The sequence below is a fragment of the Synechococcus sp. WH 8101 genome (genome assembly GCF_004209775.1).
In the GTDB taxonomy this organism is placed as follows: Bacteria; Cyanobacteriota; Cyanobacteriia; order PCC-6307; family Cyanobiaceae; genus Synechococcus_C.
The window spans coordinates 1,408,610-1,431,915 of record NZ_CP035914.1; the positions used below are offsets into that span (position 1 = coordinate 1,408,610).

Here is a 23,306-nt window from a genome sequence, read left to right on the forward strand (position 1 = left end):
GATCCACTGATCTTAACGGCGCCATCAGCGACGCTAAGGTCGTTGGCATCTTCTTTCCGTGCCAACGTTGGCTGAGCATCAGACCATTGCTGACAGCAAGCGCGCCTTTCACACCGCCTTCCCGTTTGTAATTCCGCCGCTGTACCGGCGCACGGCCGACGAGCTTCTTGTGGAGCTGCACTTGCTCAGCCATCAGCAGCAGTTTCAGGTGGATGCCCTGTTTGCCGTGGGCTTGCGTCAGGTCTTTCGCGCCTTCACCCGCGGCTACAAACCGGAGCAGCACCTGGCCTCTCTGTTTGAAGCCCTCTGCAGCAGCACCGGATTCCAGGCCGGCGAGTTGGAAAGCCTGGCCGATCAGAGCGAAGCCGCCGTGCGTGGCCATTCCATTGAGGAAGTGCGCCATTGGCTCGAACATGGAGGCGATGGCGCCCCGGCTCCTCTCGCCTCCGTGCTGCAACGGGCCGATAGCAGCAGCTTCCACTATTCACGCCTGATGGCTGTGGGTCTGCTCAGCCTTTTGTCGGAAGCCCAGGGTGATCAAGCCGACCCGGAGCAGCTGCGCAAACTGGCCCATGAGTTGAGCGGACCGCTCGGGTTTGCCCAAACCAGAGTTGAAAAAGATCTCGGTCTTTACGCCAGCAACCTTGAGAAAATGGCCCAGGCGGTGGAACTAATGGAGGAGACCTTGGCGGCGGAACGCCGCAAACGGGAACGACAGCAACAGGAGGCTGCAAGCAGCTGAGGCTCAGGAACCAAAACTGAGTCGACCGTCACAGCGCAGCCAGTCCGTTCCCATCGTTCATCCCGGGAGTGGTCTGAGTTCAAGGGAGAGCATGCCAGCGTCGCGCACCACCTTGGGCCAACGGCCAGGAAGCAGCTGCAACGCCTGCAGTTGCTTCGGCCGGGCCTGCATCTGAAGCCCCTGGCCAGGTGTCATCGAGGCCGCCATGCGCCAGGGGGAGTCGGCAGGTGGCCGCCCCAGACCGATGCTGAGCAGCGCCGGAGCAGGCTGGCCTTTTCTCGCGATCCATCGCCAACCTCCCACCAATGGGCTCCCAGGCCGCTGAGGATCTTCGAACAGCACCTCGCCCGGTGGGGTGTCGGGCTGGGCGGCGAGGCCCCGCTCGATCAAACGACTCTCAATGCGTTCGAGGCTGCGGCGCCAGCGGGTCTCATCCCCCGGAAAAGGAATCTGGATCTCCAGACCGGCCTGAAACGGCCCCTTCGCCTGCTCGATCAATTGCAGGGCAAAAGGTCGGCTCGACAATGTGGTGCGAGCCTTCTGATCGATGCCGTAGTCCTTCTCCAGCGGGGTCTGAATGATCCGCCTTGACAACAAAGCACCGAGCACATCGGCCAGTTGAGGTCCGCGCAGACTCAACAGGGTCTGGGCCGGCAGCGGCTCAGGTTGGGGCCTGGAATCCGCACGGTCCGCCTTGAATGTGGCGGGTGCTGCCGCAAGGGGACGACGACCCACCACCCCCTGCCAACGCAAGGCACGCCCCTGAAGTTCAAGCGACAGACAACCATGGCTGGCCCGTTGCAAGAGGGGCGCGAGAGTGCCACTGACTGAGGCCAGACCGTCGGACGACCAGACCACCGCGGGCCCCTGCTGGAAACGACTGAGGCAGTTCCTCTGCAGTGGCGACGTTGCCTGCGAAGCCCCAGCAGCCTTGAGACGCTGTAGCAGTTGCTGACGATGCAAGGGATCGGCAGCGGTGGCAAGAACCCCCTGAACCGGGGTAAGCATCAGACCCGAGCGATCGGCCCCAGGCAGCAGGGTGGCGGGAAGCACGAGATAGGCCTCCCCATCCGTGCTCCACGCCTGCCACCAGATCGCTGAACCCTGGCGATTCCAGAGTTCCTTCGCCCTGCGCAGGCCGAGCCTCTGGGTCCAGAGCTCGGGCACGGGACGGCCGGGGTCACCGCGGAAACCCTGCAGCAACTGAGTGGCGGCCATCAGGCGACTAAGGCCCGCCTCTTGGGATGTCACCACACGATGACTCGATGCGGAGTGAAGCCACACCCCCAAAGCGCCACTGCAGGTGAGCAACACGACCCCTCCAATCGTGAAGGGACGGGCGAACAGCTGGTGCTTCAGCCTTTCCGCGCAGTGCCTCGCCGCCGCCGCCGATCGCGCCATTCAATGGTGGAGAGATAGATCACGGCCACGCTCACGAACACGAGCAGCGCAGCCGCAGTAAGAGCCAACGCCTGACCCAAACCGGGATTGAGCAAAAACTCCTGCACCTCAGAAGTTCAGGGTGCCGTCGCCGTTACGTCCCCACACCACCATGGCGATGGAAAAACTGAACACGGCGGCCAGGGAGGCCCAGGCAAGGGTGAACAGCATGGAGGTGCAAGCGAATGCTGAGACTTTAACGAGGCCCACGCCCGGATTCGCCAGCGCACCTGATTGCTCCCCATGACCGTTACACCCACAGGCACAGCCACCGTTCTGGACCGCGTGACCAGCCGAAGCGAGTACCCCCAGGCGCGGGTGATCGTGCTCGACGACGACGTCAACACCTTTCAACACGTGGTGGATTGCCTGTGTCGGATCATTCCAGGGATGGGCTCCGAGCGTGCCTGGGACCTGGCTCACCGCATCGATGGCGAAGGGGCTGCTGATGTGTGGTCTGGCCCACTGGAGCAGGCCGAGCTGTACCACCAGCAGCTGAGCGCCGAGGGACTGACAATGGCACCACTCGAGCGCTGCTGAGGAGCGGAGCCAGCCATGACCGCAGCCACCACAGAGCCGGAGGCACTCCGCCCCAGCCAACGCCTTGGCTGGATCGACCTGATGCGCCTGAGCCTGTTTCAGGCCTGTCTGGGCACCCTGGCGGTGGTCTTCACCGGCATGTTCAACCGGATCCTGATCACAGAACTGGCCTTTCCAGCCCTCCTCGCCGGCGGCGGCCTGGCCTTTGAGCAACTGGTGTCACCCTCACGGGTGCTGTTTGGCCATCTCAGTGATTCCAGGCCCTGGTGCGGTGCGCACCGCACCCCCTACATCCTGGTGGGGGCCATCGGCATCTGCCTGCTGGCAGCGCTGAGCGTGCCGATCAGTTTTGCCGTGCGCGAAGCGATCACCAGCGGCTCTGGCGCCCTTGGCACCGCCGGTGTGCTGGCCTTCTGCGGCTTGTTCGCCGCCTACGGACTGTGCACCTCCCTGGCGAGCACCTCCTATCTGGCCCTGGTGATCGATCGCTCCAGCGAAGAGGAGCGCCCCCGCTGCATCGGCATCATCTGGGCGATGCTCACGGTGGGGATTGTGGTGGGCGCCATCGTCATCAGCGTGGCGACCCGTTCTATGGATGGAATCGAATCTCCCGAGCTCCTGCAACCGCTGCTGCAGAGCTTCATGCAGCGGGTGGCCCTGGCGGTGCTGCTGCTGACACTGGTGGCGATCCTGGGCATGGAGCGCCGCCGCGGCAGAGCTGGAGAAACGCCGATGCAAGACCTGGTGACCCTGAACGATGCCTGGGCTGTGATCACTTCCAGCCGGCAGATTCTGGTGTTCTTCGGGTTTCTGGTGCTCTACACCCTCGGACTCTTCCTCCAGGATCCGATCCTCGAAAGCTTCGCCGCCGAAGTGTTCGGGATGCCGATCTCGAAAACGACGCTGCTCAATGCCTATTGGGGGTCGGGAACCCTGGTCGGCCTGCTGTTCGCCGGTCTGTGGTTCACCCCGAAGGTGGGGAAGTTGGCCACCGCCCGGATCGGTTGCTGGCTGGTGGTGGTGTCTCTGGCGCTGTTGGTGCTCACCGGCTGGTTGGAGGCGATGCGCTTCCTTCCAGCGGTGATGGTGCTGTTCGGGCTGGCGGCAGGCATCGGCACCAACAGCGCCCTCACGTTGATGCTCGATCTCACGCTGCCGGCCATGGCCGGCACCTTCGTGGGGATCTGGGGCCTTGCCCAGGCGCTGTCTCGCGCCCTGGGCAAGGTGGGCGGCGGTGGCCTTCTCGATCTGGGTCGGCGCCTGTTCCCGAATCAGGGACCCTTCAGCGGCTTTGCCCTGGTGTTCGGTGTCGAAATCCTTGTGATGATCGCTGCCGCCCTGGTGCTCAATCACCTCAGCGTTCGGCAGTTCCGCGCGGCAACGTCCCAGCGGCTTGAGACGGTGCTCCTGGCGGAGATCGAAGGCTGAGGGCCTTCGTGTCGCCTCAGGCGGCAGGTTGGCGGCTGGATCGGGCGAGCCGAAGCATCACCGAAGTCCTCAGCCGATCGGTCTGGGCATCCAGCACATAGCGGAGGATCCGTCCTGGCGAAAAGGCCAGACCCCGCACCTCATGCCCGTGCACCTCAGCCGTGAGCACCCGCACCTCGACGCCGCAACGCTCCGCCAACGGCCCGGAGACCTGGTGGCGCAGGGCATCCACTGACTTGAGCATCACGCCGAAAGGAGACCTGCCTTTGTCGTAGCCAGAGCCGCTAATTTCGACCAGTCGCAGCGCAAGGTGCCGCCGCTTGGGCCGTCTGGTGATCACCCACAGCACCTACGTGGAGGGCCTGATCGACTGGCTCAAACCCCTGGCTGGGGATCCGAGGATTCAAACAATCACCCCGGCCGTGATCCGTCGCGTGCGGGGTCGCGCCCCCGGACTGCTGCTCAGGGTGTCGACGCCAATCCGCGGTGGACACAAACTGGTAGCCCGCCGGGGCAGCAGTGTCCAGGAGGTGTTCGTGGTCACCGATCTGAGTGCGGAGGAGCTGGGCGATCGGATCGCGCGCTGTCGCCCTGCCTGAACACGGGCCTTGGAGCGAAGGGGGTGAACCGCCGTGCCGTGCAAGCCCCAGTGATCGACCTGGATGAACCAGAAGGGGTAACAAAGTGGGGATTCGTTTCCGGCTGCTTGGCCGGTCTACGGCACCGTCACGACAGTCGCCCCAAGTCGACAGAGAGTCAGATCAGAGCACTAGAGAAAGGCTGTCACCAACACGGCAGTCCGCCGTCAATCTAAGGGCAGAGGCCAGATCGAACGGATCGCACCACGCAGTTCCCGTGCTTCGTGAAACCGCCCTTCACCATCCGTCTGCTCCAGAAGCACCGTGACATGCCCGAGCTTGCGGCCAGGGCTCTCCTCAGCCTTGCCGTACCAGTGCAGGTGAAAGCGCGGGTCGGCCTTCAGGGCCTGAAGTCGTTGCTCCAGGGGGGTCGCCTGATCGGCATCCAGGCCGAGCAGATTCACCATCAGCGCCCCCTGACAGAGCAGGTCAGGATCGGGCACCGGCAGTCCCGCCGTGATGCAGAGCTGCTGGTCGAACTGGCTACTACTGCAGGCTTCAATCGAAAAATGACCGGAGTTGTGGGTGCGCGGTGCGATCTCGTTCACCAGCAGTCCCTGGGGGCCGTAGAAGAACTCCAGGGCCATCACCCCCACATAGTTGAGCTTGGTGAGCAGGGATGCGGCCATGTTGTAGGCCGTGGCCTCCACCAACTGCTCCACCGGAGCTGGAGCCAACACCCAGTCGCACACCTGCTGGTTCTGGTGGGTCTCCACCAGGGGCAGGCTGCGAACCCTTCCCTTGCCATCACGGCTCACCACCAGCGCCAGTTCCCGCTCATACGCCACCCAGGATTCGAGCAGCCAAGCGCCTGGATCCACGGTCCGGAGCAGGTGGGCCAGGTCTTCGATCGACTGGAGAATGCGGGTTCCCTTGCCGTCGTAACCACCGCGGGCCGCCTTCGCCATCACCGGAAACACCCAGCCCTTCGGCAGGGAAGGAGCGCCAGGGTCGATCGACCGGAGCGGCACCCAGGCCGGACCTGGAATCGCCAGGTCATCAAGCAATTGACGCTGCTCCAGCTTGTCGACCAGAGGTTTCAGACTGGCCAACGTGGGCCGGAAACGCACACCCTGCCGCTCCAGCGGCATGAGCGCGTCGAGATCAATCCATTCATTCTCGAACGTCACGCCCTGGCAACCGGCCACCAGCTCCTGGCTGGCGCCGGCATCGAGGGGGTTCGCCTCCACCAGCCGACTCGCCAACGCCGCCGCCGGGTCCTCCCGGGAGCTGCACTGCACCGCCAGGGCCACGCCGCGCTCATGCGCCGCTTCAGCGAGCATCTGGGCCAGCTGCCCGCCTCCGATCACCCCGATGGTGTCGGTGGCCAGCTCCCTCGGGGTGGTGGTCATCGCTGGCGGGCCAGGCACTGCCCGAAGAATGCCATTCCACGCTGCATCGCGCTGCCTCAGGTCAGATCAGGGCCTCGCCTCAGATCAGGCCCCGGTCGCCGGCAAAAGCCAGGCGCACCAGCGTGAGCAGCATCACCAGCAGAAACAGAGCCAGACCCACGGTGCAGGCATAGCTGATCTCCAATTCGGCAAAGGCCTGGTCGTAGACGAAATAGACCAGGGTGCGGGTTGAATCAGCAGGCCCCCCCTGGGTCATCAGGAACACCTCCTCGAACACCTTGGTTGCCGCAATGGCGGAGATCACCGACACCAGGGTGATGTAGGGGCGCAGAAGGGGCAGTGTGATGTCGACATGCTGGCGCCACCCCTCGCTCCCATCCAGCTCGGCCGCCTCGTAAAGCTCGCCAGGGATGCCCTGGAGCCCCGCGAGAAAAATCACCATGTAGTAACCGAGGCCTTTCCAGAGAGTCACCAGCATCACCGAGGGCAAGGCCAGCAGAGGGTTGGTGAGAAAGCCGATCGGCTCGAAACCGGCACCGATCAACACCGACAGCCAGCCGTTGATCAATCCGTTCTCGGCATAAAGCCAGCGGAAGGCGATCGCAGCCACCACGATCGACACCAGCACCGGGGTGTAGAAGGCCGCCCGCAGCCCATGCATGCCTGGCAGGCTTCGGTTGACCAAAACCGCGAGGGCGAGGGAGCCGAGCACAATCGGTGGCACGATCCCGACTAGATACAGCAGGGTGGTGGCCAACACCCGATAAAACATCGGATCCAGGCTGAGCCGTCGCAGGTTGGCTAGGCCAACGAAGCGCAGCGGTTCACTCACATCCAAGCCGGTCTGGGTGAAGGTCATCACCAGGGCCATCAGAGCTGGAATCAACACCGACAACCCGAGCAGGATCAAGGCCGGTGTCAAAAAGGCCCAGGCGGTGAGGGTCTGGCGGGAGCGGGCGATGCGGGGCCGGAACACGTCACGTGATCGAACGCTTGGCGGGAGCGTAGGCGGAGTCCAGCAACGGACCGGCAGAGTGGGGTCATGAACAGGCCCCAGACAGCAGCACCCAGCGCCGAACCCTCCCACCCGGGACTGAGACGCATCCCGGTGGCGCTTGAGCAGCAGCCCTACGCGGTGATGATCGAAGCGGGCGGCCTCGATCATCTGGGGCAGCGCCTGAGCGATGCGGGGGTCCGCTCCGGTCGCAAGGTGCTGATCGTGAGCAATCCCGACGTGGCCAAGCCCTATGGCGAGCGCTGCCTCACCTCACTGCGACAGGCGGGCTTCGACGCCAACCTGCTGGTGCTTGAGGCGGGAGAAGATCGCAAGACCCTGGCCAGCATCAGCCTCATTCACGATGCGGCTTTCGCCCAACGGCTGGAGCGCAGTTCCCTGATGGTGGCTCTGGGCGGCGGCGTGGTGGGCGACATGACCGGCTTTGCCGCTGCCACCTGGCTGCGGGGCATCGGGGTGGCGCAGGTGCCCACCACCCTGCTGGCCATGGTGGATGCCTCCATTGGTGGCAAAACCGGGGTGAACCACCCCGGCGGCAAGAACCTGATCGGCGCCTTCCACCAGCCCCAGCTGGTGCTGATCGATCCAGACACCCTCGCCACCCTGCCGGAGCGTGAATTCCGTGCCGGCATGGCAGAAGTGATCAAGTACGGCGTGATCGGCGATGCGGAGTTGTTCAGGGAACTGGAGGCCGCCGGGGAGCGGCTCGCCTCGATGCGCACACTGCCGGCCGAACTGCTCCAGCGCATCCTGGAGCGCTCCGCTGCCGCCAAAGCCCGCGTGGTGGCGGCTGATGAACGGGAGGGCGGCCTGCGGGCGATCCTCAACTACGGCCACACCCTCGGCCACGTGGTGGAAACGCTCTGTGGCTACGGCACCTATCTGCACGGCGAAGCCGTGGCGATCGGCATGGTCGCCGCCGGCGAATTGGCCCTGGAGCTGGAGCTATGGAACGCTGAGGATCAAGCCCGCCAGCGGGCGGTGATCGCCGCCGCCGGACTGCCCGGCCGCTGGCCGGAACTCGACAGCACAGCCGTGCTGGAGTGCCTGCAGGGCGACAAGAAGGTGCGCGACGGTTGCGTGCGCTTCGTGCTGCCCACCAGCCTCGGCAGCGTGGAGATCCGCAGCGACGTGAGCGGCGCGCAGGTGGTTGCCGCGCTGGCACGCTGCCACGACTAGCGCCCCGTTCAAACCAGCGGCGGTTCCTGCAGAAAGAACAGAGCCGATGCATCGCTGTTGGCTCCCTCGAGGCTGCGACTGAAGGCGATCCAGCGAAAATCACCGAGGGTGTGGGGATCCACCAGGCGCAGCAGCGCTTCGCGGCGCGCCAGCAAAGCCTCCAGGCTCACTCCGCTCTGTTGCTGCAACCCATGCAGTCGCTGCGCCAGACCGAGCGCCAACAAGGCTTCGCCCTGACGGCGCTGGCCCAGGAGCTGCCAACCGGCGGCCAACGCCGCCTGCTCCAGAGTCTCCAGGCAGAGATGGGCCGTGAGATCCCAGCAACCCGGTTCCTGCAGCGGATCGGGGCTGGCCCGCTGCTGCCGGTAGGCCATCAGGGTGCCGCTGCTGCGCTGGGGGGCGTAATAACGCCAGGCCTCAAGGGCGTAATCGATCACCAACAGCACACCGGACTCCAGGGCTGCGGCTGCAGCCCGCAACCAGGGACCCTGCTCGGGATGGAGCTCCGTGCACCAGCCGGGGTCGCGCTGAGGACCAGGCGGCAGCAGCCCGAGGGGCTCAAGCTGGGCGAGCTCCACGGGCTCCAGAGGCTCGCCGGGCTCAAGTCGCAGCGAGGGCTCGGCTCCCGGCACCTGCTGGAGGGCCACCTGCTGACGGCGCCAGAGGGCGCCATCCCACACGATCCGCTCCACCGCCAGGGCATCGAGCACCTCATGGGCCAGCACCACCCCCCGCACGGGCTGGGCTGCCAGCTCTTCAACGCTCAGCCACTGGCAGGGGAGGGGGCACTGGCGCAGGCGCAAGCGCTGCCGCTCGGCCATGCCGGCATTGGGTTCGAGCAGCAGCAATGTGGTGCGCGCCGCCAGCTCGGGCCAGCCGACGGCCAGCTCCTGGGCCAGATCCCAAGCGAAATCGCCTTCACCTGGGCCGGCTTCCACCAGGGCCAGGGGCTGATCGACCGGTTGCTGCTGCAGCCACTGGGCGATCTGGGGCGCCAGGAGGGCAGCGAAATCAGGGCCCAGCGACGGGGAGGTAGCGAAATCGCCGCGGGGGCCCACCAGCAGACGGCCGCTGCCATAGGCCCCATGCTCGGGGTGATGGAGCGCCAGTTTCATGAACTGCCGAAAGGGAATGGAGCCGCCATTCGCAGCCAGTGCGGCGATCATCCAGGCGGGGCAGGCAGCACCAGAAGCGTCCATTGGAGAGAATGCCGTTCACTGCATCAAGGCCATGGGAGCACAACAGCGCTTGCGCACGTTGGTGATCGGGATCGCGCTGACGTGCCTGCTGATCGGTGGAGCTCCCGCAGAAGCGAGTGACAACCCGGAGCTCCTTCCCGACCATGCCACTCCGGTGATCGATCTGGCCCGAGCCTTCAGCGACCAGCAGCGGGCCGATCTCGAAACCAGCCTCGATGACTTCGAGCAACGCAGCGGCTGGAAATTGCGGGTGCTCACGCAATACGAACGAACGCCCGGACTGGCGGTGAAGTCCTTCTGGGGACTGGATGAACGCAGTCTGCTGCTGGTGGCCGATCCCCGTGGCGGCAACCTGCTCAACTTCAACGTGGGGGATGCGTTCTTCGCCCTGATGCCGCGCACCTGGTGGGTGGAACTGCAAACCCGCTACGGCAATCAGTATTACGTGCGAGACAACGGCGAAGATGGCGCCATTCTGGCCGCGATTGGAGCCGTGGAACTGTGTCTCGATCGCGGCGGCTGCCAGGTGGTTCCCGGTCTGCCAGTGGAACAGTGGCTCTGGACGCTCACAACAGCCGTGCTCGGCGGTTTGATCGCCGGATTCGCCGCCTATCCGCGCAAGGAGGGTGAGGTCATCTCCTGGTCGTGGTTGCTGTTGCTCTCTCCGCTCTGGGTGATGCTGTTTGGTGTGTTCGGCATCGCTCCGGTGATCACCCGAACTCAGGAGCTGCTACCGCTCCTGCGCAATGGCCTGGGATTCCTAGGAGGGGCAGTCGCGGCCTATCTGATTGCCGGAGCCACCGTGGGCCGCACCCGTCAAAGCAGTGGCGAGGCCTGAGGACTCAGGCTCCCGCTGATTAGGAGTCAACGCCTCCAATCAGAGGCCGCAGAGCACGGTGGGGCCGGTGCAGACCGGTCGGCGCACGCCCACGCCTTGCTGTTGTTCGGCTGGCTCACGGCGGCTGAGCAACTCACGACGCCGATCGCGAATCTGACGCAGCTGGGCAAGGCTGACGTTGTAGAAGCCACGCAACTGGGTGAAGCGCTTCACGGGCTGGCCGTAGAAGCTGACACCGCGCAGGGTGGGGAAGGAGGCCCATTCCGGGGCCAGAAGGGCAGCGAGTTTCGGGCTCATCACACCGGTGTCGGTGAGGCCCATCGCTTTACGGCGTTGCACCAGAAAAAGGGCACCTTGATCCTGAGCTTCTGGACCGAATCCCTGCACGCCGATGCTGCGCTTGACCAGATCCCAGGTGAAAGGCATGAACTGATACGCCCCAGCGGCAGCGCTGGCATAGCGAGAGGATCGAATCACGCGATTGGGATGGCGATCAAGCGATGCCATCAGACCGCCACCGAACATGACGCGGTAACCAAGGTCACGCCCACCTTTCCAGGTGCCCTCAGCAAAACGGATCGTATTCAGCAGGGCGCGGCGCTCAGGCGTGATGATGTAAGGAAGGGCTGAGGCTTTGGGCTCCTCGGGCAGAGTGACCGAAAGGGATCTAGCCGAAGACTCAACGGAAGGGAAGGGAACGGCAGCAGCCTGAGCAGAAGGCTGCATCGAAACAACGGGTAAACCTGCGACGGCCGCTGCAAGAACACGACAGACGGACGGAGCGAGGGAAACCATAAAAGCGTTCTGTGAAGGACTCTGCCGAAGCAGAAAAGATCGAACCAGAAGCGGATGGAACGATCGATGAACGTTGCCATCGATACGAAATCAATGACGAACAATTCAGGACTGAAACCTCAGTCAGCGGAACTCTGTCGAACGCACCCTCGCGACCCAAGCATCAACGTGCCAGTCACACTTCCGTCCATGGCGTGTTCCTTGGTCATGAATCTGTCAAGAACCAGTGAAAAACCTCCTCACGATTGAGCCCCAATCCGAAAGCGGAAAAGGATCAAAAGTTCTGATCGGAACAGGCCGCATCCGTCGCCGCGATGTGCACGATGGCTCGTGCCGCCTCCAACGCCCCGTCCTTGGGCAGGGCTGCTGCGCTGGGAGCGTGCAGGGGTTGATCCAGTTGCCAGTCGCCACACTCCAGCTGATCACGACGGAGCAGACGGTGGTGTCCATGCAGGCGCAGCCCATTGATCAAGGCGGCGGCCTCAGCAAAGCCAGAGCGTTCCACCACATGCAGGCCACATCCGGCACTGAGGGCTTCACAGAAGCTGCTGTAGCCCGGCTTTCCGAGGTGGCGCTCGCAATGCTTGAGCACATCCAAGGGCCGCACACCAGCGGGCAGAAGCAGCACATTGCCGCAAGCCTCGAGCGCGCGGCAGTGCTCCGGCTCAGCAGGGGCGCTGAGCAGAAAGCGGTGGGTCGGCCAGCGCCTGAACAGCTCAGGGTTCAACGCCAGGCCAAGGCCACCGAAACCCACAAACACCGTGGCACGAGGGTCAGCAGCGAGGGTCTCCTGCAGAGCGGCTGGCAAGGGTCGGCTGGGCGGCACCGTCAGCCCCACCGATCGCTCCGGCAGCCCCCAGGGCATGGCCAGGGAAAAAGGGCAGCGAAGGAGCAGGGTTCCCTGCCCGTAGGCCGCAGCTGCAGTCTCGGCATGGCCTGCGAACTCATTGCCCAGAGGGGCATAGATCTCGTCCCAACCGAAATTGGCCATCCAGATCAGGGGAGCGCCAAGGCGTTGCGCCAGCGCGGCCGCGGCAGGGGGCACATCCCCCACCACCAGCACCGGCTCCCCCTGGCTGGCGAGCCAGGCCGACTCGGCATCCAGCTGCTGCGGCAGCTCCTGCTCGAGTCGCTGGAGCGCGGCGAGAGTGGCGGCGGGATCGGTGCCAAGCGCATCCGACTGCACCATGCCCACGTCCCAGCGCAGGCGCCGCTGCTCCACGGGGAGCCCCATCAACACCAGGCGCAGGAAGGCGGGATCCACAGCGGAACTGAGCACCAACCGCGCCGTGGGTGCGAGGCAATGCAGGGCCGACAACACAGCGGCCTGGCGGGCCGCATGCCCGAAGCCATGACTGCTAAGGCAGACATAGATCAACATGGCGTCACCTCCTGATGGCGCGGATGCTCCGACCGCTGCCACAGGGTTTCCGCATAAACCAGCCGGCCTTCAGGCGCATACCAGCGATGGCTGGCATGGGTCAGTTGCAGGCCGTGGAATTCCACCCAGGCCCAATGGATCAAGTCACGACCGGCCGCGTCCTGTCCGCAGCGGGGAACACAGGCGGCGTTGAGATAGGCCGTGCCATAACGATCCATCAGAAAGGTGCTGCGCTCTCCCTGGCCGCGCTTGAGGCGGTGATGCATGTGGCCGAACACCACCAGGGGCAGGAGGCGTGTGCTGCGGATGCGCTCCAGAGCCAACGCAAGATCCTGATCGCCCCAATCGATGGCTGGCCGCTTCCAGTCTCGACCGCAAAGGCTGGACACGTCGGAGCCCAGACCGCTCGGACCCACATGGGCCAGCACCACCAAAGGCTGATCCAGGGGAGCGCGGGCGGCGGCCTCCACCAGGCGCGTCGCCGACTCCTCCAGCTTCAGCGGCCCATACACAGCGGTGATGGCTCTCGACAGGTGATAGCCCCCGCCGGCACTGCCGGGGCGTGCTCCCAGCACCGAAACGGCTGGCACTGCCGCAGCGTCCCGGTCCCAACGGCGCAGATCCCAGGCGCAGTGGCGTGGACCCAGCAGGTTGAGCTGCCGTTGAAACACCTGGCCACTGGCGTCCTTGCCGTGATCGTGATTGCCAAGAATCACTGCCGTCGGCAACGGCAACGCGGCGATCGCTTTCACCAGGCGTAGATCGCCATCGCTGAGATCGCCGACGAAGAGCACTGCATCCGGCTGCAACCGCTCGAGCAGTTGCCGGTCCCGCGGCCCCCACTGACCATGCAGATCACCGGCGATCGCCAGGCGCAGGGAGGGCGAGGCCGGGGGACTCGAAGCGATCAGGGGCGATGCCTAGGCTGGATTCATCCTGCCCCGAGATGGTCCCGATGACCGCGGACTCCCCAGCGTCCACGGCCGCGACAGCGGTGCCAGCTGACCTTCCCGCCGCCATCGAGGCCCTGCGGCAAGAGCGCAATGCGGTGATCCTGGCGCACTACTACCAAGAGCCAGAGATCCAGGATGTCGCCGATTTCATTGGCGATTCCCTCGAGTTATCGCGTAAAGCCGCCGCCACCGATGCCGATGTGATCGTGTTCTGTGGCGTTCATTTCATGGCGGAAACGGCCAAGATCCTGAGCCCCAACAAAACCGTGTTGCTTCCGGATCTGGAGGCCGGCTGCTCGCTGGCCGACGACTGCCCCGCCGACGCCTTCGCCGCATTCCGCGCCCAGCATCCCGATCACATCGTCGTCAGTTACATCAATTGCACGGCCGCAGTCAAAGCCCAGAGCGATCTGATCTGCACCAGCAGCAATGCGGTGGATCTGGTGAAGCAACTCCCCGCCGATCGGCCGATCCTGTTTGCACCCGATCGCAACCTCGGACGCTGGGTGCAGCAACAAAGCGGCCGGGAGCTCACCCTCTGGCCGGGGCGCTGCATCGTGCACGAAACCTTCAGCGAGGAAGCGGTGCTCAAACTGCAGCTCCAACACCCTGAGGCGGAGGTGATCGCCCACCCGGAATGCCTCGAACCGCTGTTGGATCTAGCCGACTTCATCGGCTCCACCAGCAAGCTCTTGCACCACGCCGAAGCCAGCCCAGCGCCAAGTTTCATCGTGCTCACCGAGCCAGGCATCCTCCATCAGATGGAGCAACGCCTTCCCCAGAAAACCTTCCTCTCGGTGCCGGGAATCGATGGCTGCAGTTGCAATAGCTGCCCCTACATGCGGCTCAACACGCTCGAAAAACTCTGGCGCTGCCTCCACAGCGGCCAACCAGAGATCCAGATGGACGAAGAGCTGCGGCGGCGGGCACTGGCGCCGATCCAGAAGATGTTGGAGATGAGCCTCTGAGCCTGCTGCGTCGCACGCCTGAAGGCCTGTATTGCCCGGCGGCCCAGGCCTGGATCGATCCGATCCGCCCCGTGCCCCGCGCCCTGATCACCCACGCCCATGCCGACCATGCCCGGCCCGGCTGCGGCGAGTATTGGGCTGTGGCCAGCAGTGAAGCGATCCTGCGCCAACGCCTGGGCCGCGAGATTCAACTCCTGCCTGTGGGCTACGGCCAGCTGCATCGCATCGGTGACGCCCGGGTGTCGTTTCATTCAGCCGGCCACGTGCTGGGTAGCGCCCAGATCCGCCTGGAAGCGGCGGGAGAGTGCTGGGTCGTGACCGGCGACTACAAGCGCTGCCCCGATCCAAGCTGCGACCCGTTCGAGCCCGTGCGCTGCGATGTGTTGATCACCGAAGCGACCTTCGCCTTACCGATCTACCAATGGGGCAGTGGCGCCAGCCTGGCCCGGCAGATCCGTGATTGGTGGCAGGCCGACCAGGGCCGCGCCTCATTGCTCTTCTGCTACTCCTTCGGTAAGGCGCAGCGCGTGCTGGCAGAACTGGCCGCGATCGGAGTGGAGGAGGAGGTGCTCCTGCACGGTGCCGTGGAGACCGTGACGCGGCATTACCGGGAGGCGGGGGTGCCGATGACGCCCAGCCGGCCCCTGAGCGACCTGCCCCGCAAACAACCGATGGACGGACGCTTGGTCCTAGCGCCGCCCTCCGCCCATCGCTCCGCCTGGATGCGGCGATTCAAGGCACCACAGACGGCCTTTGCCTCCGGCTGGATGGCCGTGCGCGGTGCCCGGAGGCGACGCGGCTACGAACGGGGTTTCGTGCTCAGCGACCACGCCGACTGGAACGGCCTGATTCGCACAGTGAAGGAGAGCGGGGCGCGGCAGGTGTACGTGACCCACGGCCATAGCGACGTTCTGGCGCGTTACCTCAACGAGGTGGAAGGAATCACGGCAGCACCGCTGGAATCACTGCCTTAGCGTCAGCGCAAAGCCCTGTGCCTCCATGCGTTCTCTCCTGACGGCCTGTCTCGCCCTCACCACCATGGCCGCAGCGATGCCCCAGCACGCAAAAGCCCAGGAGGTGGAGGAGGTGACGATCGAACAGATCCAGACCGTCGTGTTCCCGGCCCAGGGGAATGAGGCGGCAGCGGCGATCTGTGCCGGCCTGGCCGAAGGCGTGCTCAGCCGCGATGGCGTCGGCGTTGATCTGGCCCGGCTGCAACGGGCTCTCTCCCTCACTGGCGACCAAGCGCTGGTGAACCGCTACGTGAACAGCTTCAACACCACGGCCCAACAACAATCCGGTTGCAACATCCGCATCACCGATCCCCAGAACACCGATCTCTACCAGTGGAATTACTGATGGTCTGAACGTTGTGCAGGCCTTCGCAGCCCTGATCGAGGACCTGGACGCCACCACGGGGTCCAAGCGCAAAGTGGCCCTGATCCGTGCGTTCCTCACCAGCCAGCCAGCTGCCGACGGCGCCTGGGCGCTGCAGTTGCTGATCGGTCAGCGCCGCCGGCGTCTGATCACCGGGCGTCGCCTGCGCGAGATTCTGCTCAGCTGCAGCGTCATGCCGGATTGGCTGTTTGCCGAGTGTCACGGACAGGTTGGGGACTCGGCTGAAACCGTCGCCCTGCTCTGGCCCCAGGTGCAGGGCAAGCTCACAGAGCCGGCCAGCACCTGCCCGGCCACCGTGCGCGAAGGGATCGCAGCGATCGCCAACGATCCGCCCTTGCACTGGTGGATGGACACACTCCTGCCCAGCATCGCCAGCCTGGACAACGCCCAGCAGAGTGCCGCCATGCTCAGCCTCTGGCAACACTGCGATCCAAGCCAACATCTGCTGATCAACAAACTGCTCACTGGCGGATTCCGCATCGGCGTGGCCCGCGGGTTGGTGGTGCAAGCGATTGCCAGCGGCTTCGACCTTGAGGAGACGGTCGTGCTCGAGCGTCTGATGGCACCCCAGAGCCCCAGTGCTGCTTGGTTCACCCAGCTCACGGTTGCTGCGACAGCGTCCCGCACCGACCGAGGAGCCATCCCCTATCCATTCTTTCTCGCCAGCCCGCTGCAGCTGGAGGCATTGCGCGACAGCCCGGCCACTGACTGGTGGGTGGAGCACAAATGGGATGGCATCCGCGGCCAGCTCATCCGCCGTGCCAGCGGCGTTTTTCTCTGGAGCCGGGGTGAGGAACTGATCAACACCCAGTTCCCGGAGCTGGTGACGATGGCGGAGTCTCTCCCCCTGAACACGGTGCTGGATGGGGAGGTGATCTGCTGGCCACAGCAGCATCGACAACCCCTGCCGTTCAGCGCCCTGCAGCGGCGTCTGGGTCGCCAACAGGTGGGACGCCGCCTGCGTTCGGAGTGCCCGGCAGCCTTTGTGGCCTATGACCTGCTCGAGCACGAGGGGGAGGATCTGCGCAACCGGCCCTTGCATCAGCGCAGGGACCAGTTGCAAGGCCTCGATCGCAGCGCCATGGAGGAGCCCTGGCGCTTGCGCTGGAGTGAGGCCGACCCTCTGCAGAGCTGGGACGAGCTGGAAGAACTCCGCAACCGGGCAGTCGCCGCCGGCGCGGAGGGCGTGATGCTCAAACATCGAGACTCTCCCTATCTCAGTGGCCGCAAACGGGGTCACTGGTGGAAGCACAAACGGGATCCGATGGCCCTGGATTCGGTGCTGATCTACGCCCAGGCAGGCAGCGGCCGTCGCGCCAACCTCTTCACCGACTACACCTTCGCCCTCTGGGATCGCACCGCCGCCGAACCCGAGCAGCACCGGCTGGTCACCTTCGCTAAGGCCTATTCGGGCCTCAATAATGAAGAGATCCTCGAACTCGATCGCTGGATTCGAGGCCACACCCGCGAGCGGTTCGGACCGGCACGGGCGGTGGAACCCCAACAGGTGTTCGAGATCGGGTTCGAGGGCATCCAGCACTCCAGACGCCACAAGTGCGGCCTGGCGGTTCGTTTCCCTCGGATTCTGCGCTGGCGCCGTGACCGCACCGCCGAAAGCGCCGACTCACTCGGCCAGGCGATGGAGCTGGTCAACAGCACCACCAGCCCCACTCCAGCGGATTGACAGTGCCCTCCCTGCGTTGCCTGGAACCGATTGAACGCTGGTTTGCACGGAAGGGCTGGCAACCCCTGCCCTTTCAGCGACGCGCCTGGGACGCCCATCTCGCAGGGGAAAGCGGCCTGATTCAGGTGCCGACGGGCTCCGGCAAAACCTATGCGGCGGTGATGGCCCCCATCGCCAGGATGCTCGAAACACCAGCGGCGGAACGGGGCGTCCGCCTGCTGTACGTCACCCCGCTGCGTGCCCTCAGCCGAGACCTGGCCCTAGCCCTGGAAGAACCGGTCGAGGCGATGGCCTGGCCCCTGAGGATCGGCATCCGCAACGGTGACACCACCACAACGGAGCGCAGCCGTCAGATCAAGACCCCGCCCGAGATCCTGATCACCACACCCGAATCTCTCTGCGTGCTGCTGGCGGGACGCCACTGCGAACGGCTGTTCCGCGGCCTCGAGACAGTGATCCTGGATGAATGGCATGAGCTGGTGGGCAGCAAGCGCGGCATCCAGACCGAACTGGCCCTGAGCTGGCTGCGCCAGCAGCGGCCAGCTCTACAGACCTGGGCCATCAGCGCCACGATCGGCAACCTCAACGAAGCAGCCCGCCATGCCCTCGGCACCGGGGTCAGGCCCCGCCTGATCACTGGAGCACCGGATCGGGCGCTGCGGATTCAGAGCATCCTTCCCGACAGCATCGATGGCTTCCCCTGGGGCGGGCATCTGGGGCTGCGGCGCTACGACGACCTGGTCGCCTGCCTGCAACCGGAGGTGAGCACCCTGCTGTTCACCAACACCCGCAACCAGGCGGAGCGCTGGTATCAATGCCTGCGCTATGCCTGCCCTGAGATGGAGGGCCTGCTCGCCTTGCATCACAGCGCACTGGATCGCCAGGAACGGGAGGCGATCGAAGCCGCGGTGAAGGTCGGTGCCCTGCGCTGGGTGGTCTGCACCAGCTCCCTCGATCTCGGCGTGGATTTTCAACCGGTGGAACGGGTGGTGCAGATCGGTTCCCCAAAGAACCTGGCTCGCCTGCTCCAACGGGCCGGACGATCGGCCCACCTGCCGGGGGGCACCTCCCAGGTGTTGTTCATGCCCACCAATGCCCTGGAACTGCTCGAGCTCAGCGCCGTGCGTCGTGGCCTGGACAACGGCCTGATCGAAGAGCGACGGCCACCGCAGGCGGGCCTGGACGTGCTGTTGCAACACCTCACCACCCTGGCCTGTGGACCCGGTTTCCAGCCCGAGCCCACCCTGGCGGCGATTCGAAGCACCGCCAGCTTTGAGAACCTCAGTGATCCGCACTGGCACTGGTGCCTGCGCTTTCTCCAGCACGGCGGCGACTGCCTCGGCGCCTATCCCCGTTACCGCAAGCTCGAAGAAGCCGCAAACGGTCGGCTGGTGGTGCGGGACCAGGCGATCGCTCGACTGCACCGGTTCAACATCGGCACGATCACCTCCGCACCGGCCATCCGCGTTCGCTTTGTGCGCGGCGCCGTGCTCGGCCATGTGGAGGAGACCTTCATCAGCCAACTGAAGCCGAAGGATGTGTTCTTCTTCGCCGGTCGTCAGCTGGAATTCGTACGGCTTCGCGACATGACCGCCTACGTGAAGGCCACCAGTCGCAAAAGCACAGCGGTGCCCGCCTGGGCCGGCGGACAGATGGCCCTCTCCGACCTGCTCACCGAGCATCTGCGCCAGGAGGTGGCCCGCGCCGGCCGTGAGGAACTCGACACCCCCGAATTGGAGGCCCTGGCACCGCTCCTGGATCGCCAGCGCGACCTCTCCATCCTGCCGCAGGCGGATCAACTGCTCATCGAAACCTGCCGCACCCGCGAGGGGCGCCATCTGTTCGCCTACCCCTTCGAAGGACGCTTTGTGCACGAGGGGCTCGGGTTTCTCTGGGCCACCCGGCTCACCCGCTGGCAGCGCGGCACGATCACGGTGTCGGTGAACGACTACGGCTTCGAGCTTTTGGCACCACCTAGCTACCCGATGGAGAGCTTGCTGGACAGCCACCTCGACGACCTAATCGCTAGCGACGCCCTGGAAAGCGACCTGGAGCAGGCCCTGAATCTGTCGGAGCTCTGCCGCCGCCGCTTCCGCAGCATCGCCCAGGTGGCCGGCCTGTTGGTGCAGGGCTATCCGGGCCAGAGCAAAAGCGCCGGTCAGCTGCAGATCAGCGGCGCCCTGCTCTGGGAGGTGTTCAACAAACACGAACCCACCAATCTGCTGTTGCAGCAGGCGCGGCAGGAGGTGCTGCAGGAACAGCTGGAGCTCCCGCGTCTGCACAAGGCGTTGGATCGGATGCGCCGCGGCGAGGTGGTGCACAGCGCCACACCCCGCCCTGGTCCGCTGGCCTTTCCTTTGCTCGTGGAGCGTCTCAACAACCGGATGAGCAATGAGTCGGTGCTGGAGCGGGTGCAGCGGATGGTGGCAGCAGCGCAGCGGCTGGAAGCGGATTAGCGTCGGCGCGACTTTGCCGACGCAGTTCCGATGCCGAGGTCCTGGGATGTCTTTCGCCAGTTCCTGCTGCTGGGTTGCACCTCGTTCGGCGGGCCGGTGGCCCACCTGGGTTATTTCCGTGAACGCTTCGTGACCCGCCAGGGCTGGCTCACGGATGCGGCTTACGCCGACCTCGTGGCCCTCTGCCAGCTGTTACCTGGCCCGGCCAGCTCCCAGGTGGGCATCGGTCTCGGCTTGATGCGAGCGGGTTGGCTCGGTGGGCTCGCCGCCTGGATCGGCTTCACCCTTCCCTCGGCGCTGCTGCTGATCATCAGCGCAGCCCTGCTGGCCGCGCACCCCGACTGGCTGAGCGGTGGCTGGCTGCAGGGGTTGAAGGTGGCGGCCGTGGCCGTGGTGAGCCAAGCGGTGCTGGGGATGCAACGAAAGCTGGCGCCGGATCGCGCCCGGGCGAGCTTGATGGTGGCCGCAGCGGCGCTCGTGCTGCTGCTGCCCGTGCCCTGGGTGCAGGTGCTGGCGTTGCTGCTGGGGGCCGGCCTCGGACTGACGGTGCTGGATCCGCCCGACGACCAACCACTCGATCTCGACCAGGCGCATCACACGCAGCTGCGCGTTCCGATCGGTCGGGGTGCGGCACTCCTGATGCTGGTGGGACTGGGATGCTTGCTACTCACCCTGCCTTGGCTAACCGCCAGTGCACGGCCCATGCTCGTGCAACAGCTCGCGTCCTTTCTGCAGGCGGGTGCCCTTGTGTTTGGCGGCGGTCACGTGGTGCTGCCCCTGCTGGAGCAGTCCCTGGTGCCTCCGGGCTGGATCAGCCTGGATCAATTTCTGGCGGGCTACGGCGCTGCCCAGGCGGTCCCCGGCCCGATGTTCAGCCTGGCGGCATTTCTCGGTTTCGACCTCCAAGGCGGGCTGCACGGGGTCGGCGGCGCCCTTCTGGCGCTGCTCGCCCTGTTCTTGCCCGCCTTCCTGCTGATCGGGGGGGTGCTTCCGTTCTGGAGTGATCTCGGCCGACTGGCCACCATGCGGCGGGCCCTGCGGGGCATCAACGCGGCTGTGGTGGGCATCCTTCTGGCGGCCCTGTTCCAACCCGTCTGGCAGGTGGGCATCCGCAGCAGCGCCGATTTCAGCCTTGGCATCGCCGCCTTTTTGCTGTTGGTGGCCTGGCGACAACCGGCCTGGCGCGTGGTGCTGCTCTGCGGCCTGATCGGATTCAGGCTGTGACCGCTGTGGCGGCATCCCACCAGAGCGCCAGCCGTTCCGGCGAGCCATACCAGGTCGTTCCAAACAGGCCGCCGTGGGCCGTGGCCGGCAACACCAGCTGGCGCGCTCCCGTGAGCAGGGCCGAGCTCAGTGGCACCAAGCCATCGCCGAGCACTTCCGCTTCCCCCACGATGCTGCGATAGCTGCCGCGGGCGCTGCGGCGACTGAAGGCCGAGGCCATCGGCCCCTGGAGGTCGAGCTCCCCGGCCACGGCCAGATAATCGACGCCGGCTTCATGGCAGCCGGGAAAGCGCCGTTCCACCATCGCCCGCAGGGGCGTGGCCCGCACCGCCTGATGCGGACTGCCGAGTGTGATCAGCCGGTTGCAACGTTCCGCGCCTGCATAAACCCGTCCGGCAAAAGGCTCCCGGCTCAGATAAAGCCTCAGCATCACCCCACCGGAACTATGACCGATCAGGGTGACCTGACCGGATGGAGAACGGGACTGCTGCTCCTGGACTAGAGCATCGACCCGATCGAGCAACCGCCGCCATCCGAATGCCCAGGTGGTGCTCAGCCAATCAAGCCGGCCCGCCGGCGTGATCGCCACATCGAGTTGGTGCTCCTGCCGCAGCCAATCCGCCATCGGCGCATAGGCCTCATCGGTGATCAGAAAGCCGCCGAGGATCACCACTGGCTGCTTGGGGTCTACCGCAGGCATCGCTCCGCTCGGCATTGATCGACGCCATCATCGGGTCAGCTGGTGAGCACCTGAATGGCTCCGGAACGGGTTGCCGACTATCCCCGCCCGCCGAGGCTCGAGCCCTGCCGTGATCAGGTGCTGGTGCGGGCCTGTGGAGAGAGGTTGTTCGAGGGCCGTGGCTGCATGCGAGTGCTGGAAACCTTCCATGCACCCACCTATTACCTGCCGCCGGAGGGCATGAACCTGCAGCTGTTGCAACCGGCTCAGGGGCGCAGTTTCTGCGAATGGAAAGGAGTGGCCGAATACTTCGATGTGGTGGTGGGCAGCAAGCGACTGGAGCGGGCCGTCTGGCGTTATCCCTCGCCCACAGCCCGCTTCGCGCCGATCGCAGGCTGGTATGCGCTCTATCCCCGCCAGATGGACGGCTGCTGGGTCAACGGTGAGGCCGTGATTCCCCAGCCGGGCAACTTCTACGGCGGCTGGATCACCTCCGCAGTGGAGGGGCCCTTCAAGGGAGACCCGGCCCACCCCGAACTGATCTGATCCCCCGTTTCCGCCGTCCGTTCCCCTCGCCCCATCCCCGATGCCCAACGCGGCCGACGATCCCAGCACCTCCCCGCGACACCAGTTGATCGCGGCTCTGCGCACCAACCCACGCGATCCCACGATCCCGAATCTGATCGCGCAGGTCGAATCCGACAGCACTGTCGACCTTCGCGAGCAGGCCTCTCTGCTGACGGGGGTGTGGGAGCTGCGCTGGAGCTCGTCCTCCCAGCCCTGGCTGAAACAGGCGCCCTGGCTGGAAAATCTCCAACTGCTGGATCCAGCCAGGGGACGGGGCATGAACCTCCTTCGCCTCAGCGGCCCCTTGGGCGGCCTAGCCGCGGTGGCCGTGCAGGCCGACCTGGCGATCGAAGGGCCCCACAGGGTGGGAGTGCGTTTCCAACGCGGTGGCTGGATCGGCCCTTCCCTGCCCGGGGGCTGGCGACCGGAGCTGCTCGCGACCGTGAAGCAATCCTTCCCTGCCTGGCTGGAGATCACTTCTCTTGATCATCAACTGCGCCTGTGCAAAGGCAACGCCGGCACCTATTTCGCCCTGTTGCGACGCGACGACCTGTCACTCGATGCCTTGATGCCGGCCCCGGCTCAAGACGCCTGAAGCCACAGCACCAACAACACCACGGCGGTCAAGAGCAACAGCCACCAGAGCCAGCGACCTCTGGATCGCCCCGCAGAAGCAGTGTTCCGTCCCATTGCCCTCGCCGAGGCCGGAGCACCACAGCGGCTGCAGACCAGGCGTCCCGCCAAGGAGCGGTCGGCGCGAAAACTGCTGGCTCCGCAGCGTGCGCAGCGGCGGCTGTTCACCATGACCTCAGCAACCGATCGGAGAATGC

At 65.4% G+C, this 23,306-nt stretch carries 26 protein-coding genes and 1 other RNA gene; 14 read left to right on the top strand and 13 right to left on the bottom strand.

Features of this window, described 5'->3' with window-relative positions:
- Positions 1-67 precede the first annotated feature (67 nt).
- Positions 68-742: a photosystem II biogenesis protein Psp29 gene (psb29, locus tag SynWH8101_RS07355; protein ID WP_130129205.1), complete on the top strand. Its 675-nt coding sequence runs from the start codon at positions 68-70 to the stop codon at positions 740-742.
- 57 nt (positions 743-799) lie between these two features.
- Here psb29 and SynWH8101_RS07360 read toward each other — a convergent pair whose 3' ends face one another.
- The 3 genes from SynWH8101_RS07360 to petN all read right to left on the bottom strand — a co-directional run bounded on the left by SynWH8101_RS07360 (position 800) and on the right by petN (position 2,353).
- The gene (locus SynWH8101_RS07360; RefSeq protein WP_130129206.1) at positions 800-1,996 is read right to left on the bottom strand and encodes a hypothetical protein; all 1,197 of its coding nucleotides are present in this window, start codon (positions 1,994-1,996) and stop codon (positions 800-802) included.
- A 101-nt stretch (positions 1,997-2,097) separates the two neighbouring features.
- On the bottom strand, positions 2,098-2,250 hold the full coding sequence (locus SynWH8101_RS14100; protein ID WP_165380880.1) for a hypothetical protein: 153 nt from the start codon (positions 2,248-2,250) through the stop codon (positions 2,098-2,100).
- A gap of 1 nt (position 2,251) precedes the next feature.
- Entirely contained in the window at positions 2,252-2,353 is a 102-nt protein-coding gene (gene petN, locus SynWH8101_RS07365; RefSeq protein WP_006041398.1) for a cytochrome b6-f complex subunit PetN, read from the bottom strand.
- A 72-nt stretch (positions 2,354-2,425) separates the two neighbouring features.
- Between petN and clpS the strand changes: the two genes are divergently transcribed.
- Together clpS and SynWH8101_RS07375 are read left to right on the top strand one after the other, a co-directional pair.
- Positions 2,426-2,722: an ATP-dependent Clp protease adapter ClpS gene (gene clpS, locus SynWH8101_RS07370; protein ID WP_130129207.1), complete on the top strand. Its 297-nt coding sequence runs from the start codon at positions 2,426-2,428 to the stop codon at positions 2,720-2,722.
- Between the two features lie 15 nt (positions 2,723-2,737).
- Positions 2,738-4,150, top strand: a complete 1,413-nt coding sequence (locus SynWH8101_RS07375) for a BCD family MFS transporter (RefSeq protein WP_130129208.1) — start codon at positions 2,738-2,740, stop codon at positions 4,148-4,150.
- A 16-nt stretch (positions 4,151-4,166) separates the two neighbouring features.
- On the opposite strand, the gene SynWH8101_RS07380 is transcribed toward SynWH8101_RS07375, so the two are convergent.
- A complete protein-coding gene (locus tag SynWH8101_RS07380) occupies positions 4,167-4,394 on the bottom strand; it encodes a hypothetical protein (protein ID WP_130130412.1) in 228 nt (75 codons plus the stop codon).
- 76 nt (positions 4,395-4,470) lie between these two features.
- Here SynWH8101_RS07380 and SynWH8101_RS07385 point away from each other — a divergent pair, with 76 nt between their 5' ends.
- Positions 4,471-4,749: a DUF2103 domain-containing protein gene (locus tag SynWH8101_RS07385; protein WP_130129209.1), complete on the top strand. Its 279-nt coding sequence runs from the start codon at positions 4,471-4,473 to the stop codon at positions 4,747-4,749.
- A 21-nt stretch (positions 4,750-4,770) separates the two neighbouring features.
- On the opposite strand, the gene ssrS is transcribed toward SynWH8101_RS07385, so the two are convergent.
- The 3 genes from ssrS to SynWH8101_RS07400 all read right to left on the bottom strand — a co-directional run bounded on the left by ssrS (position 4,771) and on the right by SynWH8101_RS07400 (position 7,116).
- Positions 4,771-4,954, bottom strand: a non-coding RNA gene (gene ssrS, locus SynWH8101_RS07390) — 6S RNA.
- Between the two features lies 1 nt (position 4,955).
- Positions 4,956-6,140 carry a 5-(carboxyamino)imidazole ribonucleotide synthase gene (locus SynWH8101_RS07395; protein ID WP_130129210.1) on the bottom strand — a complete coding sequence of 395 codons (1,185 nt, stop codon included), beginning with the start codon at positions 6,138-6,140 and terminating at the stop codon, positions 4,956-4,958.
- Between the two features lie 79 nt (positions 6,141-6,219).
- Entirely contained in the window at positions 6,220-7,116 is an 897-nt protein-coding gene (locus SynWH8101_RS07400) for a carbohydrate ABC transporter permease (protein WP_130129211.1), read from the bottom strand.
- A gap of 66 nt (positions 7,117-7,182) precedes the next feature.
- On the opposite strand from SynWH8101_RS07400, the gene aroB reads away from it, so the two are divergent.
- Entirely contained in the window at positions 7,183-8,334 is a 1,152-nt protein-coding gene (gene aroB / locus SynWH8101_RS07405; RefSeq protein ID WP_130129212.1) for a 3-dehydroquinate synthase, read from the top strand.
- 8 nt (positions 8,335-8,342) lie between these two features.
- Here aroB and SynWH8101_RS07410 read toward each other — a convergent pair whose 3' ends face one another.
- On the bottom strand, positions 8,343-9,533 hold the full coding sequence (locus SynWH8101_RS07410; RefSeq protein WP_130129213.1) for a class I SAM-dependent methyltransferase: 1,191 nt from the start codon (positions 9,531-9,533) through the stop codon (positions 8,343-8,345).
- Between the two features lie 31 nt (positions 9,534-9,564).
- On the opposite strand from SynWH8101_RS07410, the gene SynWH8101_RS07415 reads away from it, so the two are divergent.
- Entirely contained in the window at positions 9,565-10,371 is an 807-nt protein-coding gene (locus SynWH8101_RS07415; protein ID WP_130129214.1) for a TPM domain-containing protein, read from the top strand.
- A gap of 39 nt (positions 10,372-10,410) precedes the next feature.
- Here SynWH8101_RS07415 and SynWH8101_RS07420 read toward each other — a convergent pair whose 3' ends face one another.
- From SynWH8101_RS07420 to SynWH8101_RS07430, 3 genes are all read right to left on the bottom strand, one after another.
- Positions 10,411-11,166, bottom strand: a complete 756-nt coding sequence (locus SynWH8101_RS07420) for a glycoside hydrolase family 104 protein (RefSeq protein ID WP_130129215.1) — start codon at positions 11,164-11,166, stop codon at positions 10,411-10,413.
- 274 nt (positions 11,167-11,440) lie between these two features.
- Positions 11,441-12,547 (bottom strand): hypothetical protein, encoded by a 1,107-nt coding sequence (locus tag SynWH8101_RS07425; protein ID WP_130129216.1) that lies wholly within the window; start codon positions 12,545-12,547, stop codon positions 11,441-11,443.
- Entirely contained in the window at positions 12,541-13,425 is an 885-nt protein-coding gene (locus SynWH8101_RS07430) for a TIGR04168 family protein (RefSeq protein WP_130129217.1), read from the bottom strand. Before SynWH8101_RS07430 ends, SynWH8101_RS07425 begins: the two co-directional genes overlap by 7 nt.
- A gap of 68 nt (positions 13,426-13,493) precedes the next feature.
- Here SynWH8101_RS07430 and nadA point away from each other — a divergent pair, with 68 nt between their 5' ends.
- Genes nadA through chrA form a run of 6 tightly spaced genes read left to right on the top strand, consistent with a single transcriptional unit; the run spans position 13,494 to position 21,230 of the window.
- Positions 13,494-14,468: a quinolinate synthase NadA gene (nadA, locus tag SynWH8101_RS07435; RefSeq protein ID WP_174719503.1), complete on the top strand. Its 975-nt coding sequence runs from the start codon at positions 13,494-13,496 to the stop codon at positions 14,466-14,468.
- Positions 14,469-14,470: 2 nt separating this feature from the next.
- Entirely contained in the window at positions 14,471-15,442 is a 972-nt protein-coding gene (locus tag SynWH8101_RS07440) for a ligase-associated DNA damage response exonuclease (protein WP_130129219.1), read from the top strand.
- Between the two features lie 25 nt (positions 15,443-15,467).
- On the top strand, positions 15,468-15,827 hold the full coding sequence (locus tag SynWH8101_RS07445; protein WP_130129220.1) for a DNA ligase: 360 nt from the start codon (positions 15,468-15,470) through the stop codon (positions 15,825-15,827).
- A gap of 13 nt (positions 15,828-15,840) precedes the next feature.
- Positions 15,841-17,550 carry an ATP-dependent DNA ligase gene (locus tag SynWH8101_RS07450; protein WP_130129221.1) on the top strand — a complete coding sequence of 570 codons (1,710 nt, stop codon included), beginning with the start codon at positions 15,841-15,843 and terminating at the stop codon, positions 17,548-17,550.
- Positions 17,547-20,006, top strand: coding sequence for a ligase-associated DNA damage response DEXH box helicase (locus SynWH8101_RS07455; RefSeq protein WP_254427909.1), 2,460 nt, complete (start codon positions 17,547-17,549; stop codon positions 20,004-20,006). The genes SynWH8101_RS07450 and SynWH8101_RS07455 overlap by 4 nt, the downstream gene beginning before the upstream one ends.
- 30 nt (positions 20,007-20,036) lie before the next feature.
- Complete coding sequence (chrA, locus tag SynWH8101_RS07460; protein ID WP_130129222.1) at positions 20,037-21,230, top strand: chromate efflux transporter; 1,194 nt, start codon at positions 20,037-20,039, stop codon at positions 21,228-21,230.
- Here the strand turns inward: chrA and SynWH8101_RS07465 are convergent.
- Positions 21,220-21,930 (bottom strand): triacylglycerol lipase, encoded by a 711-nt coding sequence (locus SynWH8101_RS07465; RefSeq protein WP_130129223.1) that lies wholly within the window; start codon positions 21,928-21,930, stop codon positions 21,220-21,222. The genes chrA and SynWH8101_RS07465 overlap by 11 nt on opposite strands.
- Before the next feature lie 54 nt (positions 21,931-21,984).
- On the opposite strand from SynWH8101_RS07465, the gene SynWH8101_RS07470 reads away from it, so the two are divergent.
- Both SynWH8101_RS07470 and SynWH8101_RS07475 read left to right on the top strand, forming a co-directional pair.
- Positions 21,985-22,455, top strand: a complete 471-nt coding sequence (locus SynWH8101_RS07470) for a DUF427 domain-containing protein (protein ID WP_130129224.1) — start codon at positions 21,985-21,987, stop codon at positions 22,453-22,455.
- Positions 22,456-22,495: 40 nt separating this feature from the next.
- Positions 22,496-23,071 (top strand): PAP/fibrillin family protein, encoded by a 576-nt coding sequence (locus SynWH8101_RS07475; protein WP_130129225.1) that lies wholly within the window; start codon positions 22,496-22,498, stop codon positions 23,069-23,071.
- Here SynWH8101_RS07475 and SynWH8101_RS14300 read toward each other — a convergent pair.
- Positions 23,059-23,280 carry a transcriptional regulator gene (locus SynWH8101_RS14300; protein WP_130129226.1) on the bottom strand — a complete coding sequence of 74 codons (222 nt, stop codon included), beginning with the start codon at positions 23,278-23,280 and terminating at the stop codon, positions 23,059-23,061. The two genes, SynWH8101_RS07475 and SynWH8101_RS14300, sit on opposite strands and share 13 nt — an antisense overlap.
- Positions 23,281-23,306 lie beyond the last annotated feature (26 nt).

Excerpts from the sequence above, each read along its gene's own strand:
- SynWH8101_RS07395 (WP_130129210.1), bottom strand. The coding sequence starts at position 6,140 with ATGACCACCACCCCGAGGGAGCTGGCCACCGACACCATCGGGGTGATC.
- SynWH8101_RS07475 (WP_130129225.1), top strand. The coding sequence starts at position 22,496 with ATGCCCAACGCGGCCGACGATCCCAGCACCTCCCCGCGACACCAGTTG.
- SynWH8101_RS07415 (WP_130129214.1), top strand. The coding sequence starts at position 9,565 with ATGGGAGCACAACAGCGCTTGCGCACGTTGGTGATCGGGATCGCGCTG.
- SynWH8101_RS07375 (WP_130129208.1), top strand. The coding sequence starts at position 2,738 with ATGACCGCAGCCACCACAGAGCCGGAGGCACTCCGCCCCAGCCAACGC.
- chrA (WP_130129222.1), top strand. The coding sequence starts at position 20,037 with ATGCCGAGGTCCTGGGATGTCTTTCGCCAGTTCCTGCTGCTGGGTTGC.
- SynWH8101_RS07445 (WP_130129220.1), top strand. The coding sequence starts at position 15,468 with ATGCGTTCTCTCCTGACGGCCTGTCTCGCCCTCACCACCATGGCCGCA.
- aroB (WP_130129212.1), top strand. The coding sequence starts at position 7,183 with ATGAACAGGCCCCAGACAGCAGCACCCAGCGCCGAACCCTCCCACCCG.
- SynWH8101_RS07410 (WP_130129213.1), bottom strand. The coding sequence starts at position 9,533 with ATGGACGCTTCTGGTGCTGCCTGCCCCGCCTGGATGATCGCCGCACTG.
- SynWH8101_RS07380 (WP_130130412.1), bottom strand. The coding sequence starts at position 4,394 with ATGCTCAAGTCAGTGGATGCCCTGCGCCACCAGGTCTCCGGGCCGTTG.
- nadA (WP_174719503.1), top strand. The coding sequence starts at position 13,494 with ATGGTCCCGATGACCGCGGACTCCCCAGCGTCCACGGCCGCGACAGCG.
- petN (WP_006041398.1), bottom strand. The coding sequence starts at position 2,353 with ATGCTGTTCACCCTTGCCTGGGCCTCCCTGGCCGCCGTGTTCAGTTTT.
- SynWH8101_RS07470 (WP_130129224.1), top strand. The coding sequence starts at position 21,985 with ATGGCTCCGGAACGGGTTGCCGACTATCCCCGCCCGCCGAGGCTCGAG.
- SynWH8101_RS07425 (WP_130129216.1), bottom strand. The coding sequence starts at position 12,547 with ATGTTGATCTATGTCTGCCTTAGCAGTCATGGCTTCGGGCATGCGGCC.
- SynWH8101_RS07465 (WP_130129223.1), bottom strand. The coding sequence starts at position 21,930 with ATGCCTGCGGTAGACCCCAAGCAGCCAGTGGTGATCCTCGGCGGCTTT.
- SynWH8101_RS14300 (WP_130129226.1), bottom strand. The coding sequence starts at position 23,280 with ATGGTGAACAGCCGCCGCTGCGCACGCTGCGGAGCCAGCAGTTTTCGC.
- SynWH8101_RS07420 (WP_130129215.1), bottom strand. The coding sequence starts at position 11,166 with ATGGTTTCCCTCGCTCCGTCCGTCTGTCGTGTTCTTGCAGCGGCCGTC.
- clpS (WP_130129207.1), top strand. The coding sequence starts at position 2,426 with ATGACCGTTACACCCACAGGCACAGCCACCGTTCTGGACCGCGTGACC.